We start from the raw sequence: 18,606 nt of genomic DNA on the forward strand, positions 1-18,606 counted from the left end.
TCTCTAATTTACGTTATATCTGCTGCTAACACGATTATTGTCACTTAGCCTTACGCTTGGTCAGCATCAATAGGCATGGTGTTAGCACCAGCGTTAACACTGTGGCAAAAGCCAATCCACCAGCAACTGCCGTTGCAAGCTGAGACCACCACTGAGTACTAGGAGCACCAAACTCAATTTTTTGATTAATCAAATCGATATTCATCTCCAGTACCATAGGCAACAAACCTAAAATAGTGGTAACCGTTGTCAGCATTACAGGACGTAAACGCTGAACACCCGTTCTCAATATCGCTTCTTTCCTATCCAAACCTCGGGCTAACAACTGATTATAAGTATCAATCAGTACAATATTGTTGTTAACCACGATGCCCGCCAGAGCGATAACCCCTATTCCCGACATGACAATACCAAAAGGACGCTGGAAAATAAGCAAGCCTGCGAATACTCCAACGGTAGAAAATAGCACCGCACTCAGTATTAAAAATGCCTGATAGAAGCTATTAAACTGCGTAATCAGTATCAACGCCATCACAGCCAACGCAACTAAAAATGCTGATTCCAAAAACGCCGACGACTTCTCTTGATCTTCGTTCTGACCACGTAGCTTAAACTCAACGCCAGATGGCAGCCCGAGCGCGAGTAACTCTTGTTCAATTTTAGGCAACTCTAACGCTAAATTGTGCCCTTCTTTAAGATCCGCCATAACTTGCAGCACTCGACTACCATCAATACGTTTAATGGTGTCCTGCTTTTTGCTTGGCTTAATCTCAGCAAAGTTAGTAATAGGTACTAAGCCTGCGGGTGTTTTCACTCTTAGCTGATCAAAACGACCTATGTCTCTCTGCTCTTGAGGGAAACGAACAAGAATATCCACCTCTTCGTTTGCATCATCCGGTAAGTAATCTCCAATTTTCAGTCCATTAGTGACAAACTGAACCGTGTTGCCCACCAAGGTTGCATCGGCAGCAAAACGACCTGCATCGTCTCTCTTAATGTCAATTTGCCAATCAATACCCGGTTTACTGGAAGAGTCACTTAAATTATTGAAAGCAGAGTAACTGTCCGCCCAATGACGCACTATTTTGGCACTTTCATCCAGTAACATATTGTCTCTAGAGGAGAGTTCAATCACCAAATCGTGATCGCTTGGAGGCCCTGCGTCCGGCTTCTTAAATTCAATTTCAACACCGGCGTAGCCAGAAAGCTTTTCGTCTAACTCAGCAATAATTTCATTTACCGGACGGCGGTACTGCCAATCCACAGGAGTGATCTGAATTTGACCAATGGAATCATCACCCCCGGTTTTGGTATAAACACTCTCAAACTCTTTTCCACCAAGTACTGCCGACTCAATATCCACCATAATACGGTCTTTTTCTTGGATAGATAAATCCCCATAAGAACGCACTTTGATGGTAAATGAAGGAGGATCTACTTCAGGGAAGAACTCAGCCCCTAAACCAGCTTTTGCATAGGTAAAACCCACTCCAATTGAGAGCAAAATAGCACTGAACAGGATCTTCCACGGGTGGTTAACGGCTAGTGCCAAAGTATGATAATAGAGCTTTGTTAGGCCTGTCGCTTTAGAGAAGTCACCATTGTGCAGCGCCACCATTTCTTGTCTAAGTTCAGGTCTAATATACTGTTCTTTACCAATTAAACTGCCTAATACCGGCACAAACAGCAACGCCATAATTAACGATGCCGATAATGTGGCGATCAAAGTCATTGGTAGGTACTTCATAAACTCGCCAGTAACATCTGGCCAGAAAAGCAATGGCGCAAAGGCGGCTAATGTTGTTGCCGTAGAAGCGATAATCGGCCAAGCCATTCGCTTTGCCGCATCGCGATAGGCATCTTGACGCGACATACCTTCATGCATACGCCGATCGGCAAATTCGGTGACAACAATTGCCCCATCCACCAACATACCCACTGCCATAATTAAAGAGAACAGCACGACAATATTGACCGTTAAGCCAAATACAGAAAGAACCAATAAGCCCGTTAAGAAGGAACCGGGAATAGAGACCCCAACAAGAAACGCGGTCCGTACGCCTAAAATGGCAATGATGACAATAACCACCAGAATGATAGCCGACAAGATATTGTTTTGCAGATCACTAAGCATGATCTTGACATCTTTTGACTCGTCCCATGTGTATTTAACCATCAAGTTGCTTGGCCAATCTTCACGTTGCTGCGCTTTTTCCATAACCGTTTTAACAAGATCTACGGTTTCAATAATGTTCTCACCAGCGCGTTTTTTAACATCTAACACCACTGCCGACTCACCATCCAAACGAGCAAAACTATCAGGATCTCGGAAAGAGCGTCGTACCGTCGCAATATCACCAAAGGTGATTACCTGTTTACCATCTACTTTAACAGGCATCTCCAGCACATCTTTTAACGATTCAAACACCGATGGCACCTTAATAGAGAAACGTCCATACCCTGTATCAACGAACCCTGCGGCAACGACTCGGTTATTAAGCGCAATTAGATTGTAAATATCACCTTGATCTAAGTTGTAACTCTCCATCAATAATGGGTCGACAACAATCTCGACAATATCTTCACGATCTCCCGCAATATCAACTTCTAAAACCTGCTTATAGCCCTCTAACTTATCTCTTAACTGACGGCCTACTTGTACTATTGTTCTTTCAGGAACGGTTCCATACAGAACCACCGACAAAATCGGTTGATAGCTAGCCAGTGTCACTTCATTAACAGTCGGTTCATCACTATCCGCTGGAAGTTTAGGCTTTGCCTGATCGACAGCATCACGAACATCTGCCATCGCTTTATCTAAGTTCATACCAACATTAAATTCCAACGTCACTGAGGCATATCCCTCAGAGGCATTGGAACTCATCTCTTTCACCCCTTCGATAGAGCGAAGTTCTTGCTCAATTGGACGAACCAGTAATCGCTCAGCATCGCTGGGAGAAATCCCCTGATGACTCACTCCAACATAAATAATTGGGATAGTGATATCTGGGCTCGATTCTTTAGGTATGGTGATATAAGTGACCACTCCTGCCATCAAAATAAGAATCAGCAAGGTGATCATGGTACGTGAGCGGGACAACGCCGCGTCAATAATCGCTAACATCTTGTTTCTCCGCCTATTGACTTACAGAGTCGACTTTTACCGCAATAACATCATCACCATCACGAACAAAACCTTGTCCTACAGTAATAATATCAACGCTATCGCCTAATCCAGACAGCCACACTCCATCCTGTACAGCTTTAACCAGCTGAATGGCAACGAACTTAACTCGGTTATCTTGCAGCACCTTAACCCCCAGATTGCCATCCTCATCTAAAGCGAGCATCGCAGGAGAGACTTTAATTGCCTTCTTCATTTCAAGGTCAAGCTCTACCTCTGCACTCACGCCCGCAGGTACTCTCTGGTTAGGGTTTGCGATTTCAATTTCAATGGGGAAGGTATTGGTCGCCACGGAAGAGACACGAGACAGATAGCGCAATGTACCTTCAATACGTTCACCATTAATGAGACGAATCTTGGCGGTTTGACCACGTTTTAAACTTTGAACATGTCGTTCACTAACATCGGCTTCTATGACTAATACTTGCAAGTCAATTACCGTTGCAACCGGATCACCCACACCAACATAATCGCCCACTTCAATAAACAGGTGATCGACAATGCCGTCAAAAGGTGCTTTTAATAAACTGTTTCGCAGAGAAAGTCGCACCTTGCTCACATCGGTTTTTGCTTTTACTAATGATGCCTGAGCAGAACTATAGGCAACTTCACCCTGTAACCCTTTGCTCTTTAAAGACTTTGCCGCTTTAAACTCTTTCTCTTTTACATTCAAATTGGCAATGGCCTGCTCTAACTGAATCTCAAGATTGTCTTTATCTATCTGAGCGATCGCTTGGCCTTTTTTTACGCTTGCCCCTTTTTTAACCAGAAGTTTCACCACTTTTCCGGCGACTTCTGCGCCAAGCTTAGCTTGCTTATCAGGAGCGGTACGACCGTATAGATCCACCGTCTTGGCAGTGAGGATAGCGTCAAAAGTGTCATACTGAACTTTCGCTAAAGGCGCGACTTCTGCTTCACTTTCTGTCTTGCTTTCTTCAGCTCGAAGCATGCCCATACCAAGCCAGATGGAGAGTCCAATTAGGAGTATCAGTGAGAGTAACCAAGGGCGTTCAGAGAAAAAACGGCTAACATGACGTATAGGCATAACAAGTCCCTTTATTATATTGTTGTTACTATTTAATTCATTTTTATAAAGTACATTTAAATGAATAAAGCCTTACGTAGTTTTCATTACGCAAGGCCTTAAATTAATTCAGCGCGTCATTATAACATTAAGAAAATGACGTTATTGTGCTATTGATCAGACAGTAAAGTTGATCAGACAGTAAAATTGATCAAACAGCAATATCGATCAATTGGTAAACGGATCAAACACTAAATGATGCACCACAACCACATGTTGTTGTGGCATTCGGGTTATTAACAAAAAAGCGAGCCCCTTCTAGGCCCTCGGTATAATCAACGACGCCACCAATCAGGTATTGTAAGCTCATTGGATCAACAACCAGAGTAACACCACTATTTTCAATTGTGCTATCGCCTTCGTTTACTTTTTCATCAAAAGTAAACCCGTATTGGAAGCCACTACAACCACCACCTGTAATATAAACTCTTAGTTTTAATTCTGGGTTTTCTTCCTCAGCAATCAGAGTTTTCACTCGAATGGCTGCTGCATCTGAAAATGATAATGGTATGGCTACTTCACTCACAATGACTTCTCCTATTGCAATACAAGTTCAATTCTTTACTTATATGGCAATTAACTGCTTATATTCTGATTATTTGACGATTATCTAATACCTGAGTAATTCATTCAAGTATTCTTGCTTTCTTTATCTCAGCTTATTATCGTTGTTGTGATTCACTAACCTCAACTAATTTGCAAATTTAGTAAAAAAAGCTAAAGCAAATCGACGAATAATCGTTACAATTCAGACTTATTGCTCCAAATTATAAAGATTAAGGATAAGCCCATGACCAAGTCGTCAGAACTATATCAAAAAGCACAAAAAACCATTCCCGGTGGTGTTAACTCTCCCGTCAGAGCTTTCAATGGCGTAGGTGGATCTCCCATCTTTGTTGAGAAAGCCGATGGCGCATACATGTATGACGCAGATGGTAAAGCTTATATCGATTATGTTGGCTCATGGGGACCAATGATACTTGGTCATAATCATCCAGATATTCGTCACGCGGTTATTGAAGCAGCGGAACGTGGCCTGAGTTTTGGTGCACCAACAGAAGTTGAAGTTGAAATGGCCGAACTTGTTTCTCAGATCGTTCCTTCGATGGAACAGTTGCGTATGGTGAACTCAGGAACTGAGGCGACAATGAGTGCGATTCGTTTGGCTCGTGGCTACACTGGCCGAGACAAAATCCTCAAGTTCGAAGGCTGCTACCATGGCCATGCCGACAGTCTGCTAGTTAAAGCGGGATCGGGAGCATTAACATTGGGCCAACCAAGCTCTCCTGGTGTGCCTGCCGACTTTGCCAAGTACACACTTACAGCAACCTTTAATGACTTAGCCTCTGTTCAAGAGCTGTTTGATGCCAATAAAGGTGAAATCGCCTGTATTATCGTAGAACCGGTTGCTGGCAATATGAACTGCATTCCGCCACTAAAAGGCTTTCATGAAGGGCTACGAGAGATCTGTGATAAAGAAGGGGCTTTATTGATCTTTGATGAAGTCATGACAGGTTTCCGTGTCGCTCAAGGCTGTGCTCAAGCTCATTACAATATCAAACCCGACCTGACTACATTAGGAAAAGTTCTTGGTGGTGGTATGCCTGTAGGCGCCTTTGGTGGCCGCAAAGAGGTAATGCAACACATCGCTCCAACGGGTCCGGTTTATCAAGCAGGTACGCTATCAGGCAACCCAATTGCCATGGCGGCAGGTCTAGCTTCACTTAAAGCGCTCACGGTAGAAGGTAATGAACAGAAACTTGCGGACATTACCAAACAGCTAGCCGATGGTTTTAAACAGTTGGCAGATAAACACGCGATTCCAATGTTAGTTTCTCAAGTTGGGGGGATGTTTGGCTTCTTCTTTACCGATCAAGAAAAAGTAACTTGCTACCAAGACGTTGCGAAATGCGATGTGGAAAGATTCAAAACGTTCTTCCATCTAATGTTAGAAGAAGGTATCTATCTAGCGCCTTCAGCTTTCGAAGCAAGCTTTACTTCTCTGGCACACGGAGATAAAGAGATTCAAGCGACCTTGCAAGCTGCCGATCGCTGCTTTGCTAAACTTGCCAACTAGATTTTAAATTCTTGTCTTAAATAAGCCCTAAAGCATATTGGCTCTAGGGCTTATTTTTTTACAATGTCGATTTCCCAGTGCGTTCAAGATAGATCTTTCACCTGTAAACCGACTTCTTATCCATTTATCGCCAATTAAAAATCACTAACACGACCAAGACGGCAATAAAGCAACGGAACCATGGAACTCTTCTCATTTTCCTTGGTGATTGTTTCGCACAACCTTTATCATTTCCACAGCAAGCCATTATATTTCCAAAGATTTATTGAATAACGGACGGTATCATATACCAAACTAAGCTGAATATGCAGAATTTAGAGCGATACCAGTACCGTTAATTTAAGAAAGATATCGGTGTGATAAGGTTTCCGAGAACCAACCATCTCCTCTGCAACTTCAAGTAACAAGAGTATACTTATAATATACTTAGCGTGATTCACTTTGTTATGCTTACACCACTATTAAATTAAAGAGAATACCCGTGTCAGAAAATAAAAAGATATCGTCTAGCCACTATGTATTGATTGCTGCACTGCTCGTTGCCGCTTATGCCTGTTACCTGATAGTGCAGCCATACATGAACTCAATCATCATGGCATTTATCATCTCTTTACTTATGTTTCCAGTTCATGAATGGATTGAGAAAAAAGTACCTAATAAACCCAACTTAGCCTCTCTTTTTTCTTGTACTGTATTGACTTTTATTATCGTCGTTCCACTTCTGGCAGTCTTTGCAGCCATAGTACAACAAGGCTCCGTTGCGACTCAGGGAATCTATTTGTGGGTGACGAGCGGCGGTATCGATGAGTTTTTCAAACAGCCTTGGATAATCAAAGCGGTCGATCTGGCAAACACCTATTCGCCATTTGACAAAATTGACCCACAAAAAATAGCAGAAAAAATCGCTCAGTTGGCCACCAGCTTTGGTTCAAATTTGGTTGCTATTAGTGCAAAAATACTGGGTGATGCAACCAGTTTTCTAGCCAGTTTCTTGCTGATGCTATTTGTGCTGTTTTTCTTACTACGAGACCATGACAAGATCATCCGTGCATTACGTCATATATTGCCGCTTTCTCGCAGTCAGGAAGATCGGTTACTCAACGAAATTGAGCAAGTTTCCAAATCCGCAGTGTTAGGTTCTTTTTTAACGGCAATAGCACAAGGTATTGCCGGAGGTATCGGCATGTGGATTGTTGGATTCCCGGCGCTATTTTGGGGAACCATGTTTGGATTTGCTTCATTTATTCCTATTGTCGGTACCGCACTGATTTGGATTCCAGCCACCGCATATTTGCTCATCACTGGTGATACCAATTGGGCCATCTTTTTTGCCATATGGAGCATGGCGGTTGTCGGTTCAATCGATAACATTCTTCGCCCTCTGTTAATGCAAGGCAGTGCGGGAATGAACACCTTAATGATTTTCTTCTCTCTATTGGGCGGTATTCAACTATTTGGTCTTATTGGCTTAATATATGGACCACTAATTTTTGCTATCGCCATTGTGCTGTTTAATATTTATGAAGAAGAGTTTCACGGTTTTCTAAAAAACCAAGATAAAAGCTAATATAGTTAAAGTCACCTTAAGACGGATGATTCAGTGAGACTGGAAGTTACTTGTCTATAACAGCATAAATCACTTCATGCACCGGCCAGATTATGCGAAAATCTGGCCACTTTTTTGTCACCCATTTTTGGACGTATTATGTCAGCCTATACCACTCCCAGTCAGATCGCTCAACGCCAATTGGCGTTATTCAAAGACAAGAATGTACTCGTAGCGGGAGAAGCGGAAGACCTGTTTCCCGTTGAGTTAAGTGAACATTGCCGCTCTGTTTCGGTATTTACTACCAACTATGGATATTATCGTCAGCTCGCCAGTCATTCCGCCATCTCCTGCGATTTTGCTGTGGAAATCAGTCCCCAAAGCAAAGCTGACTTGGTATTGCTATATTGGCCAAAAGCCAAAGCAGAAGCCGATTATCTATTGGCTATGCTTTTTGCCACCCTCGGCGCTGGTACTGAAATTGTGGTTGTAGGGGAGAATCGCTCTGGAGTCAAAAGCATCGAGAAGATGTTTGCGCCATACGGCCGTGTGATTAAGCATGACTCAGCACGTCGCTGTTCGCTCTATTGGGGGGAGTGTGAACATGTCCCAGCTAAATTTGAACTTGAGGATTGGTATAAAAGCTACTCTCTAGATGTGGGTAATCAAAACATCGAGATTCAGAGTCTACCCGGTGTATTTAGCCATGGTCAGTTTGATGTAGGTAGCCAATTACTATTGGACTCCTTACCTAGCTTAAAAGGCAAAGTACTTGATTTCGGCTGTGGAGCGGGCGTTATAGGATCAATTTTAGCCTTGAAAAACCCCAATATTGAACTAGAAATGTGTGACATAAGTGCACTAGCGATTGAATCATCAAAGAGAACGCTACAAATCAACGGCGTAAAAGGAAAAGTATTTGCCTCAGATGTTTACTCCGATACTGCAAATAACTACAACTTCCTTATCAGTAACCCCCCTTTTCATGCCGGGCTTGATACCAACTACAGTGCAAGCGAAACTTTACTATCTCAAGCGCCAAAACATCTGGCCCGCAATGGTGAGTTATTTATTGTGGCTAACAGCTTCCTTAAATACCCACCCATCATTCAGCAAGGTTTTTCCAACTGTGAAACCGTCAATAAAACCAACAAATTTGCCATTTACCACGCAGTTAAACAGTAACCCATAAATCTCATTTATCTTCACAGACTAGCGCTCGTTTATTGCTAGTCTGTGAGGTTTAGCTTAAGCGCTAAACACCATAGCACCTTCTTCCGCCACACCAATATGCACTCGATCATTTACAGACAAGCGTTGAGTTGATGTTGCTAATATTTTAATGCCTTCCACTTCAATAGCATAACGACAGTGATCCCCCATAAACTGCTGCTCAATCACTTTAGCGGGACCATCACTGCTTTTACTTAGCAGAATATGTTGCGGGCGCAATAATAGCTGACAACTATCACCTATGGCGATATGCTCACTTTGATCTATATTGATCATCCCCAACGGTGTTTCATAGCTCGACTCTGTTATCTTTTCCGCCGCTAGGTAACTTCCACCACCAAGAAAGTCAGCAACAAACTTACTGGACGGTTGATGATAGAGCTCTGAAGCGCTACCAAACTGCTCAATAACCCCTTTGTTCATTACCGCCATTTTGTCAGAAAAGGCGAAGGCTTCTTCTCGACTATGGGTGACAAAAATAGCAGTGACACCTTGCTGCTTAAAAATCTTACGAATCTGTAAAATAAGTTCATGTCGAACCTGAGTATCAATATTGGAAAAAGGTTCATCCAATAGCAGTAGATCAGGCTTGTAAGCGAGGGAACGTGCAATCGCCACCCGCTGTTGCTGACCACCAGAAAGCTGATGAGGGTATCGCTCTCGGTAATCCGAGAGATGTACCATAGAGAGCATCTCTTTTACTCTCTGTGATGTCTCTTCCGCAGAGTGGTTTCTTAAACCAAATGCAACATTCTCTTCAACGGTGAGGTGGGGAAATAGAGCGTAGTCCTGAAATATCATACCGATATTTCGCTGCTCAGGTGCCAACCAAGTCTTGCCATCATCTAACAAGGTGCCGCTAAGGCTTAATGTGCCGCCACTCAAAGGGAGTAAACCTGCGATCGCTTTTAGCAATGTCGTTTTCCCACAACCACTCGCCCCTAACAGACACACGATTTCCCCTTGATCTACCTTTAATGATAACGACTCTAATACCGTCTGATCATCATAACGACAGATAAGGTTATTAATAAAAAGTTTGCTTTTCATTAGTGGGCTTGCTCCAGAGAACGATTAATAACAATAAGTGGGATAAGGCCAACAAAAACCAGTAGTAAAGCAGGCATTGCCGCTAACTCTAACTGCTCGTCAGAGGCAAAGTTGTATACATAAGTAGCCAGAGTTTCAAAGTTGAAAGGCCTTAACAGCAACGCTGCATTCAGTTCTTTCATTGACTCAATAAATACCAGTAAACCAGCAACTAATATACCTCGTCTTATCAATGGCAAATGAATACGTTTTAACATGGTCGGCGTTGTGCATCCCATGGTTTTACTTGCCATATCCAACGACGGTGAGATCTTATTTAAACTACTTTCAATAGCGCCAATAGCAACCGCAGAAAAACGAACCACCATAGCGAACACTAATGCAAAGATGGAACCAGATAAAACCAGCCCCGGACGGCCCCACTCCATTATTTTGGCTATGTCATTGATCCAATGATCAACAGTCAACACAGGAGCCATCACTCCTATTGCCAATACCGTCCCCGGAACAGCATACCCAAGTGAACCAACTCGAGTAAACATGACGCTGCTTCTATCTGCCCGAATGCGTACGCAAAAATTCATTATCAGCGCGACAAACACCGCGATAATCGCCGCCAGAAATGACACGTTTAAGCTGTTTAAGGCGTATTGCTGAAATTCAGCCGTCCAGCTCTGAGCAAAATATCGATAGGCATAGATAGCCAGTTGCATTAAAGGCAAAGCAAAAGCGACCAATACAATGCCCCAGCACCAAACAAGTGCAAGCCACTTTTTCCAGCCTTTGAGCAAGTAACGAGCATCCTCATGGCTACTAAAAGTGCTCTGATACAGTTTTTGTCTCCGACGGCTATACCGTTCTGCACTAATCAATAGCACAATGACCAATAACATAATGGCAGAGATCTTTGCCGCGGCATTCAGGTTTGAGTAGCCAAGCCAAGTATCGTAAACAGCGGTCGTTAAAGTGTTAACCGCAAAATAACTTACCGTACCAAAATCACCGATGGTTTCCATCGCCACCAGAGAGAGTCCTACCGCAATAGAAGGGCGAGCCAGCGGCAGAGAGATTCGTTTAAAACTTTGCCAAGGCGAGCACTTTAGAAGACGAGCAGACTGTAACAGAGTCACGTTCTGCTCCATAAATGCTGCACGGCACATTAGATAAACATAAGGATATAGCACCAAGGCCAAGATGGTGATTGCGCCGGGAAGAGTACGTAAATCAGGGAACCAATATTCTCCTCCTTGCCAGCCAGTAAGCTCCCTTAAATAGAGTTGAATGGGGCCTGCAAAGTCGAACCAATCCGTATAAACATAACCAATAATGTAACCTGGCATGGCGAGAGGTAAAACGAGAGCCCACTGTAAAATCCCTTCTGTCGGCAAACGGCACATAGCCATTAACCAAGCGCAGGGAACACCTATAATAAAAGTAAGTACTAACACACCTAAAACTAAGACAACGGTATTATAAGTGTAAGTCGGTAAAACGGTGGCAAGTAGATGTGAAAACAGCTCTCCAGAGTCACCAAGAGATAAATAGAATATCGCCACAATAGGCAAAACCAGTAGCAGAGCTAGGCTTCCACTACTGGTTGATAACAATAGGTTTTTTTCTTTCATTTACAACATCATAAAAAAGGGAGCGCGCTCCCTAAATGTTACAGGTCAAACTTCACTTCATCCAGTAACTTAACTGCTTTACTGTGGTTCTGTGCAATTTTCTCTAACGGCAGTTCATCCGCTTTAAAGTCACCCCAAGAAGCAACAAGTTCAGAACGTTTAACGCCTTCTTTCACTGGGTACTCATAGTTAACTTCAGCATACATTTGCTGCGCTTTTTCTGCGGTTAAAAATTCCATCAGTTTTTGAGCATTGGCTTTGTTTGGAGAGAATTTCGCCATTGCCATGCCACTAACATTGACGTGTGTGCCAGAGCTCTTTTGGTTAGGGAAGTTAATGTACACCGAATCAGCCCACGCTTTTTGGTCTTTATTATTAACCATTTTTCCTAAGTAATAACTATTACCTAAAGAGACATCACATAACCCCTCTTTAATGGCCTTAACTTGGGCGCGATCATTACCTTGAGGTTTACGAGCTAAATTTGACTTCACACCTTGCAACCAGCTTTTGGTTTCGGCTTCACCTTTGTGAGCAATCATAGAAGCAACAAGTGAAATGTTATATGCGTGCTTACCACTTCTTGTGCAAATTTTGCCTTTATATTCAGGCTTTGCTAAATCTGCATAGTTAAATTCTGATGCCAGTTTGCCAACTCGATCACGAGACGAGTAAACATTACGAGAGCGTAACGTTAGTGCAAACCACTCATTATCACTGTCACGATATTGGGCTGGAATATTAGCGGATATCACATCACTTTGAACTGGCTGTACAACTTCTTTATTCACTAAATCCACTAAACGGCTAATGTCAGTCGTCAGTATCACATCAGCTGGGCTATATTCACCTTCTTGAACTAGCTTTTCTGTTAGCCCTTTTTTGGCAAATTTTACGTTTACTTTAATACCCGTCTCTTTGGTGAACTCATTAAACATAGGTTCAACTAAAAATGGTTGACGATATGAATAAACATTTACCTCTTCCGCAGCAAAAGATTGCGGAGCAACAGTCGTTAAAGCAACAGCGGATAGCGCCAGAATTTTCTTCATCATAGATCCTTAAATGTTTATGCGAGTGATAATAATTCTCGTTCGCTATTATATTAAAGAAATACAAAAACGCAATAGTATCTTTATTTTTATCTCTATCAATAAAAAGCCCGCTTAACTATAAGCGGGCTATCAATTTAGCTATAAATATTTCTGTATAGAAAATTCTATTGTTAATCTATCTTACTTTAGAGAAACAAATTCAGGATAAGCACCAACACCACAATCATGCATATCCATCCCTTCAATTTCTTCCTCTTCTGTTACTCGAATACCTACCGTTGCTTTTAGTACTGCCCAAACAACAACACTGGCTGAAAATACCCATGCGAAAATCACCGCAGCACCAAACAGCTGAGAAGTGAACGCAGCATCAGCATTACTTACGGGAACAACCATCAAACCAAAGAAACCACACACACCATGGACAGAGATGGCACCAACTGGATCATCAATTTTTACTTTATCCAGAGCGATAATACTAAACACCACGATAACACCAGCCACACCACCAATAATCACTGAATACACCGGAGATGGAGACAATGGGTCAGCGGTAATAGCAACTAATCCGGCAAGAGCACCATTTAAAATCATGGTTAAGTCAGCTTTACCCCAAGTTGTACGACATACCAAAAGAGATGCGATTGCCCCTGCTGCTGCTGCTGCATTGGTATTTAAGAAAATTTGTCCTACTGCTGTTGCGTTTTCAAAGTCAGATACCATTAACTGCGATCCACCGTTAAAACCAAACCAGCCAAACCACAAGATAAAGGTGCCGAGAGTAGCAAGTGGCATGTTAGAGCCTGGGATAGGGTGAACTTCACCATTTTTGCCATACTTTCCTTTACGGGCACCAAGCAGTAATACACCAGCTAATGCAGCTGCTGCACCAGCCATATGTACGATACCAGAGCCAGCAAAGTCGCTAAATCCTGCTTCAGATAAGAAACCGCCGCCCCAAGTCCAGTAACCTTCAACTGGGTAAATAACGCCGGTTAAAACCACAGAAAACAGTAAGAACGCCCACAATTTCATACGTTCTGCTACAGCCCCAGAGACCACAGACATTGCTGTTGCAACAAACACCACCTGGAAGAAGAAATCAGACTCTAAAGAGTGATCTGCCCCCTCTCCTTGTGTTCCAATCAAAGCACCGATGGATGGAATAACACCCCCTTCAGCGTTATCAACGTACATAATGTTATAACCGACCAATAAGAACATGGTGCAAGCAATAGCGTAGAGCACAAAGTTCTTTGTGAGAATTTCCGTGGTGTTTTTTGAGCGTACAAGTCCTGCCTCTAACATGGCAAATCCCGCCGCCATCCACATCACTAACGCACCAGAGATAAGAAAGAAAAAAGTGTCCAGTGCGTAACGTAGTTCCGTTACTGTAGTTAATAGTTCCATTATATATTCTCCAGTTCCTTAAAGTGCTTCTGTATCCATTTCGCCAGTACGAATTCGAACAACCTGACTTAAGTCATAAACAAAAATCTTACCGTCACCAATTTTTCCGGTATGGGCAGCGCCACTAACTGCTTCAATAACGCGCTCAACATTTTCTGCTTGCGTCGCTATCTCAAGTTTTACTTTCGGTAAAAAATCCACTTGATACTCTGCACCACGGTACAACTCGGTATGGCCTTTTTGACGACCAAATCCTTTTACCTCTGACACTGTCATGCCTTCAATACCAACATCGGAAAGTGCTTCACGCACATCGTCTAATTTAAATGGTTTAATAATTGCGTTAATAAGCTTCATTGCATCCCCTTTGATCGCTAATTCCTGTTAACAGTAAGGTAACAATCAAGAGGCGTGCCAATTAATTAACTCATTGTTTTTATTTATATAGTTGAATTTTTTAACACTATTAGAGAATAGAACGCACCATAAAAGTGCGCTTGTTTCACTGAAATGAGGCGGGAGTGGTATTTTTAGCAATCTATTGATTGCTATATAATCAATAGATATAAAAGAATGTATTTAGTGTTCGTTGATACTCTATTACTCACTTAGCGATATTCTCTAACAAGATCAAAATAGCCCTTATAAAAGGGCTATTTATTGGTGTAACTTTTCGGTTATTAACAACAAAACACTATTTCCACTTATCACTTACCCACCCGTCAATATGCTCATCAAAATGATGTCCAACAAAGTGCTGCTGCCTCATATTTACTTCACTCTGAACCGAAGGGCTATCAGTGAGTAAATGTTCAATATGTCGAACCATAGGGTTGTCACTTAAACTGCGTTCACGGTGTTCCACGGTTTCCTTAATTAATTGTAAGCGATAGGTCTTGCTGTTTCTTTTCATCTGGCTATCCTCATTTCCATCTCGGCTAAAAAATTGGTCAATAATTAACCATAGGAAGCAAATTGAAAAGCGTCAAATCTGTTAGATAGCGTTTCAAAAGGAGAGAATCAATAAGCAACATTACGTCCAAATAGGTGGACTCTACAGAGATGCGATGACTGAAAGAGTAAATAGATTACAAATAGATGTCGAGCCTGCGTCAATATCACTCCATTCTTAAAAGTAAGACAAGCTGACAAGCAAAGAGGGACCGTTAGCGAATAAACACCAGCCATGATCGAAGTAACTGCTCAAAGTCTTCCAAACCACAACCTGCGGAGCTTTCACTATTGTAAAAATCAAACTCATTATCATCGAGTTCTTGCTCAGTAGATAATACGTTCTCTTCGATAATTACTTCACCCTGTAACATAGACAATGAGATCTCTTTTCCTCGATAGCAGAACTCTTGACCATCGCCCGCTTTTATCTGTTCAATGGTAGCGAGAATGTCATTAATCTTCGCTTTGTCTGTATACACCTCTTGTTCTAACCAACGTGCAACGACTTCATGATCCATACTGCATTTAATTCGGTACTCGCCCGTTAACGTTCTAGTAAATTGATATTCCAAACTCAACTCCAATCGTTATGTTCATCAAACCATTCATCTTCAAAAATGCTCGTTTGCAAAAACAAATGGGGTCAGACCTTAATAGAGTCTGACCCCATATCTTATACTAATAAAAATCTCTTACGCTTGTGGTCTCATCGCAGGGAACAAAATCACATCACGAATAGTATGAGTATTGGTAAACAACATCGCCAGACGATCAATACCGATACCTTGACCTGCTGTTGGTGGTAAACCGTGCTCTAGCGCTGTAATGTAGTCAGCATCGTAGTACATCGCTTCATCATCACCTGCGTCTTTCGCTTCGACTTGTGCTTTAAAGCGTGCATCTTGATCCTCTGCATCATTAAGCTCAGAGAAACCATTGGCCACTTCACGACCACCAATAAAGAACTCAAAACGGTCAGTGATAAACGGGTTTGTATCATTACGACGAGCCAGTGGTGAGATATCCGCTGGGTACTCTGTAATAAATGTTGGTTGAATCAGTTGAGGTTCAGCCGTTTCACCGAAGATCTCTTCGAGCAACTGCCCACATGTCCAAAAGTCTTCTACAGCAACATGCAGTGATTTCGCAATGCCAACCATAAAGTCACGATCTTGCACATTTTCGTATGTCATGCTTTGGATATCTTCGCGATCTGGATTGTATTGCTTAATCGCATCCAGCATGCTCATACGTGGATAAGTTCCGCCAAACTCTACCATCTCTTCGCCATAAGGCATTGCTGTAGCGCCTAAAACTTCTACCGCTACAGTGCGAAGCATCTCTTCTGTCAGATCCATAAGATCATTGTAATCAGCGTATGCCATATAGAATTCCATCATGGTAAATTCTGGGTTATGACGTGGAGATAAACCTTCGTTACGGAAGTTACGGTTGATTTCAAATACGCGGTCAAAACCACCAACCGTCAAACGCTTCAAGTACAACTCTGGCGCAACACGGAGATACATATCGATATCTAGCGCATTGTGATGCGTAATAAATGGACGTGCTGTTGCACCACCAGGAATGACATGCATCATTGGCGTTTCAACTTCCATGAACTGCTTGGAGACCATGAAGTTACGGATAGCCGTAACCAACTTTGAACGAATGATGAAAGCAGTACGAGAATCTTCATTAACAATAAGATCAACGTAACGTTGACGGTAACGCATCTCTTGATCTGTTAAACCGTGGAATTTCTCTGGAAGTGGACGAAGAGCTTTAGTCAACAGTTCATACTCTTCCATATTCACGTACAAGTCACCTTTACCTGACTTATGCAATGCACCTTTAACACCAACGATATCGCCGATATCCAGCCCTTGATACTGCTCTTTAAGCTCTTTCTGCACAGGTTTTGCTGCATATGCTTGAATGCGGCCAGAGGTCTCTTGAATAACAAGGAATGGACCACGTTTAGCCATTACACGACCAGCAATAGCAACAATTTTATTTAACTCTTCTAGCTCTTCTTTACTTTTATCACCAAACTCAGCCTGCAGATCACCCGCTAAGCTGTCACGACGAAAGTCATTTGGGTGACCGTTCGCTTTACAGTTTTTACGGATGTGCTCTAGTTTTGCACGACGCTCGGCAATCAGTTTGTTTTCTTCTTGTGCATTTACTTCTGAGTGAACTTGTTCAGTCATTTTATTATTACCTTATTAACGCGCTTACAGACCTGATTTCAGGCTGGCTTCGATAAATTTGTCTAGATCACCATCAAGAACCGCTTGAGTGTTACGGTTCTCAACTCCGGTGCGTAAATCTTTAATACGAGAATCATCCAATACATAGGAGCGAATTTGGCTACCCCAACCGATATCAGACTTAGCATCTTCGTTCGCTTGCTTCTCTGCATTTTGTTTTTGCAATTCAAGCTCAAACAGTTTTGCTTTTAGCTGTTTCATCGCTTGGTCTTTGTTTTTATGCTGCGAACGATCATTCTGACACTGCACAACAGTATTGCTAGGTAGGTGAGTAATACGTACCGCTGATTCTGTTGTGTTTACGTGCTGACCACCAGCTCCTGACGCACGATAAACATCAATACGCAGATCACTAGGGTTTATGTCGATAGCAATATTGTCATCAATCTCTGGGTAGATAAATGCAGAGGCAAAAGAGGTATGGCGACGGCCACCTGAATCAAATGGCGATTTTCGTACTAAGCGGTGCACACCTGTTTCTGTGCGTAACCAACCATAAGCGTACTCTCCCACGATTCGAATCGTTGCCGATTTCAATCCTGCGACATCCCCTTCCGACACTTCAATGACTTCCGTTTTAAAGCCTTTGGCTTCAGCCCAACGCAAATACATACGAAGTAACATTGATGTCCAGTCTTGTGCTTCTGTCCCACCAGAACCCGACTGTAAGTCGATATAGCAGTCAGACTCATCATGATCACCCGAGAACATACGACGAAACTCAAGCTTCTCTAGCTTACCTTCAAGTTCGACAAGTTCAGGGTCAATTTCATCAAACGTTTCTTGGTCTTCGGCTTCAATAGCCAACTCCAACAAACCTTCTACGTCGTCAACACCTTGATCTAACTGATCGATGGTCTCTACAATCGCTTCTAACGACGAACGCTCTTTCCCTAACGCTTGTGCTCGTTCAGGTTCGTTCCAAACATCTGGCTGCTCTAACTCTGCATTAACTTCTTCTAAACGCTCTTTCTTAGCGTCATAGTCAAAGGTACCCCCTCAGGATATCTGTACGTTCAGATACGTCCTGTAAGCGGTTTTTAATAGGATTGATTTCAAACATGTTTGCTCAACAATAAGTGTAGATTTTAACCGCAGAATTCTACTGAAAAATG

At 42.5% G+C, this 18,606-nt stretch carries 15 protein-coding genes; 3 read left to right on the top strand and 12 right to left on the bottom strand.

Annotated features, from left to right (window positions below):
* Window positions 1-40: 40 nt before the first annotated feature.
* The 3 genes from F0227_RS13720 to erpA all read right to left on the bottom strand — a co-directional run bounded on the left by F0227_RS13720 (window position 41) and on the right by erpA (window position 4,794).
* Complete coding sequence (locus tag F0227_RS13720; protein WP_171753787.1) at window positions 41-3,124, bottom strand: efflux RND transporter permease subunit; 3,084 nt, start codon at window positions 3,122-3,124, stop codon at window positions 41-43.
* A gap of 13 nt (window positions 3,125-3,137) precedes the next feature.
* Complete coding sequence (locus F0227_RS13725; protein ID WP_171753788.1) at window positions 3,138-4,229, bottom strand: efflux RND transporter periplasmic adaptor subunit; 1,092 nt, start codon at window positions 4,227-4,229, stop codon at window positions 3,138-3,140.
* Between the two features lie 223 nt (window positions 4,230-4,452).
* Window positions 4,453-4,794 carry an iron-sulfur cluster insertion protein ErpA gene (erpA, locus tag F0227_RS13730; RefSeq protein ID WP_171753789.1) on the bottom strand — a complete coding sequence of 114 codons (342 nt, stop codon included), beginning with the start codon at window positions 4,792-4,794 and terminating at the stop codon, window positions 4,453-4,455.
* 264 nt (window positions 4,795-5,058) lie between these two features.
* Between erpA and hemL the strand changes: the two genes are divergently transcribed.
* The 3 genes from hemL to rsmC all read left to right on the top strand — a co-directional run bounded on the left by hemL (window position 5,059) and on the right by rsmC (window position 9,076).
* Window positions 5,059-6,345 (top strand): glutamate-1-semialdehyde 2,1-aminomutase, encoded by a 1,287-nt coding sequence (gene hemL / locus F0227_RS13735; RefSeq protein ID WP_171753790.1) that lies wholly within the window; start codon window positions 5,059-5,061, stop codon window positions 6,343-6,345.
* A gap of 481 nt (window positions 6,346-6,826) precedes the next feature.
* Entirely contained in the window at window positions 6,827-7,912 is a 1,086-nt protein-coding gene (locus F0227_RS13740; RefSeq protein WP_171753791.1) for an AI-2E family transporter, read from the top strand.
* 138 nt (window positions 7,913-8,050) lie between these two features.
* Window positions 8,051-9,076, top strand: coding sequence for a 16S rRNA (guanine(1207)-N(2))-methyltransferase RsmC (rsmC, locus tag F0227_RS13745; protein WP_171753792.1), 1,026 nt, complete (start codon window positions 8,051-8,053; stop codon window positions 9,074-9,076).
* Window positions 9,077-9,139: 63 nt separating this feature from the next.
* On the opposite strand, the gene F0227_RS13750 is transcribed toward rsmC, so the two are convergent.
* The 9 genes from F0227_RS13750 to prfB all read right to left on the bottom strand — a co-directional run bounded on the left by F0227_RS13750 (window position 9,140) and on the right by prfB (window position 18,554).
* Window positions 9,140-10,174 (bottom strand): ABC transporter ATP-binding protein, encoded by a 1,035-nt coding sequence (locus F0227_RS13750; protein ID WP_171753793.1) that lies wholly within the window; start codon window positions 10,172-10,174, stop codon window positions 9,140-9,142.
* Entirely contained in the window at window positions 10,174-11,799 is a 1,626-nt protein-coding gene (locus F0227_RS13755; protein WP_171753794.1) for an iron ABC transporter permease, read from the bottom strand. Before F0227_RS13755 ends, F0227_RS13750 begins: the two co-directional genes overlap by 1 nt.
* Window positions 11,800-11,837: 38 nt before the next feature.
* Window positions 11,838-12,851 carry a Fe(3+) ABC transporter substrate-binding protein gene (locus F0227_RS13760; protein WP_171753795.1) on the bottom strand — a complete coding sequence of 338 codons (1,014 nt, stop codon included), beginning with the start codon at window positions 12,849-12,851 and terminating at the stop codon, window positions 11,838-11,840.
* A 183-nt stretch (window positions 12,852-13,034) separates the two neighbouring features.
* Window positions 13,035-14,264, bottom strand: coding sequence for an ammonium transporter (locus tag F0227_RS13765; RefSeq protein WP_171753796.1), 1,230 nt, complete (start codon window positions 14,262-14,264; stop codon window positions 13,035-13,037).
* An 18-nt stretch (window positions 14,265-14,282) separates the two neighbouring features.
* On the bottom strand, window positions 14,283-14,621 hold the full coding sequence (gene glnK, locus F0227_RS13770) for a P-II family nitrogen regulator (RefSeq protein WP_171753797.1): 339 nt from the start codon (window positions 14,619-14,621) through the stop codon (window positions 14,283-14,285).
* Window positions 14,622-14,958: 337 nt separating this feature from the next.
* Window positions 14,959-15,177: a hypothetical protein gene (locus tag F0227_RS13775; RefSeq protein WP_171753798.1), complete on the bottom strand. Its 219-nt coding sequence runs from the start codon at window positions 15,175-15,177 to the stop codon at window positions 14,959-14,961.
* A gap of 253 nt (window positions 15,178-15,430) precedes the next feature.
* A complete protein-coding gene (locus F0227_RS13780) occupies window positions 15,431-15,790 on the bottom strand; it encodes a YacL family protein (protein ID WP_171753799.1) in 360 nt (119 codons plus the stop codon).
* A 120-nt stretch (window positions 15,791-15,910) separates the two neighbouring features.
* Window positions 15,911-17,431: a lysine--tRNA ligase gene (gene lysS / locus F0227_RS13785; protein ID WP_171753800.1), complete on the bottom strand. Its 1,521-nt coding sequence runs from the start codon at window positions 17,429-17,431 to the stop codon at window positions 15,911-15,913.
* Between the two features lie 24 nt (window positions 17,432-17,455).
* Window positions 17,456-18,554, bottom strand: a protein-coding gene (gene prfB, locus F0227_RS13790; RefSeq protein WP_171753801.1) for a peptide chain release factor 2 whose coding sequence is annotated in 2 segments (ribosomal slippage) — window positions 17,456-18,478 and window positions 18,480-18,554 — 1,098 coding nt in all. Because the reading frame shifts where the segments join, the coding sequence is not laid out codon by codon here.
* Window positions 18,555-18,606: the final 52 nt, after the last annotated feature.

The sequence above is a fragment of the Vibrio sp. 99-8-1 genome (assembly GCF_013114595.1).
Taxonomy (GTDB): domain Bacteria; phylum Pseudomonadota; class Gammaproteobacteria; order Enterobacterales; family Vibrionaceae; genus Vibrio.

What these genes read in the sequence shown, in the direction of transcription:
- F0227_RS13720 (WP_171753787.1), bottom strand. Translation starts at nt 3,124, where the DNA reads ATGTTAGCGATTATTGACGCGGCGTTGTCCCGCTCACGTACCATGATC.
- F0227_RS13725 (WP_171753788.1), bottom strand. Translation starts at nt 4,229, where the DNA reads ATGCCTATACGTCATGTTAGCCGTTTTTTCTCTGAACGCCCTTGGTTA.
- hemL (WP_171753790.1), top strand. Translation starts at nt 5,059, where the DNA reads ATGACCAAGTCGTCAGAACTATATCAAAAAGCACAAAAAACCATTCCC.
- rsmC (WP_171753792.1), top strand. Translation starts at nt 8,051, where the DNA reads ATGTCAGCCTATACCACTCCCAGTCAGATCGCTCAACGCCAATTGGCG.
- F0227_RS13750 (WP_171753793.1), bottom strand. Translation starts at nt 10,174, where the DNA reads ATGAAAAGCAAACTTTTTATTAATAACCTTATCTGTCGTTATGATGAT.
- F0227_RS13755 (WP_171753794.1), bottom strand. Translation starts at nt 11,799, where the DNA reads ATGAAAGAAAAAAACCTATTGTTATCAACCAGTAGTGGAAGCCTAGCT.
- F0227_RS13760 (WP_171753795.1), bottom strand. Translation starts at nt 12,851, where the DNA reads ATGAAGAAAATTCTGGCGCTATCCGCTGTTGCTTTAACGACTGTTGCT.
- F0227_RS13765 (WP_171753796.1), bottom strand. Translation starts at nt 14,264, where the DNA reads ATGGAACTATTAACTACAGTAACGGAACTACGTTACGCACTGGACACT.
- glnK (WP_171753797.1), bottom strand. Translation starts at nt 14,621, where the DNA reads ATGAAGCTTATTAACGCAATTATTAAACCATTTAAATTAGACGATGTG.
- F0227_RS13775 (WP_171753798.1), bottom strand. Translation starts at nt 15,177, where the DNA reads ATGAAAAGAAACAGCAAGACCTATCGCTTACAATTAATTAAGGAAACC.
- lysS (WP_171753800.1), bottom strand. Translation starts at nt 17,431, where the DNA reads ATGACTGAACAAGTTCACTCAGAAGTAAATGCACAAGAAGAAAACAAA.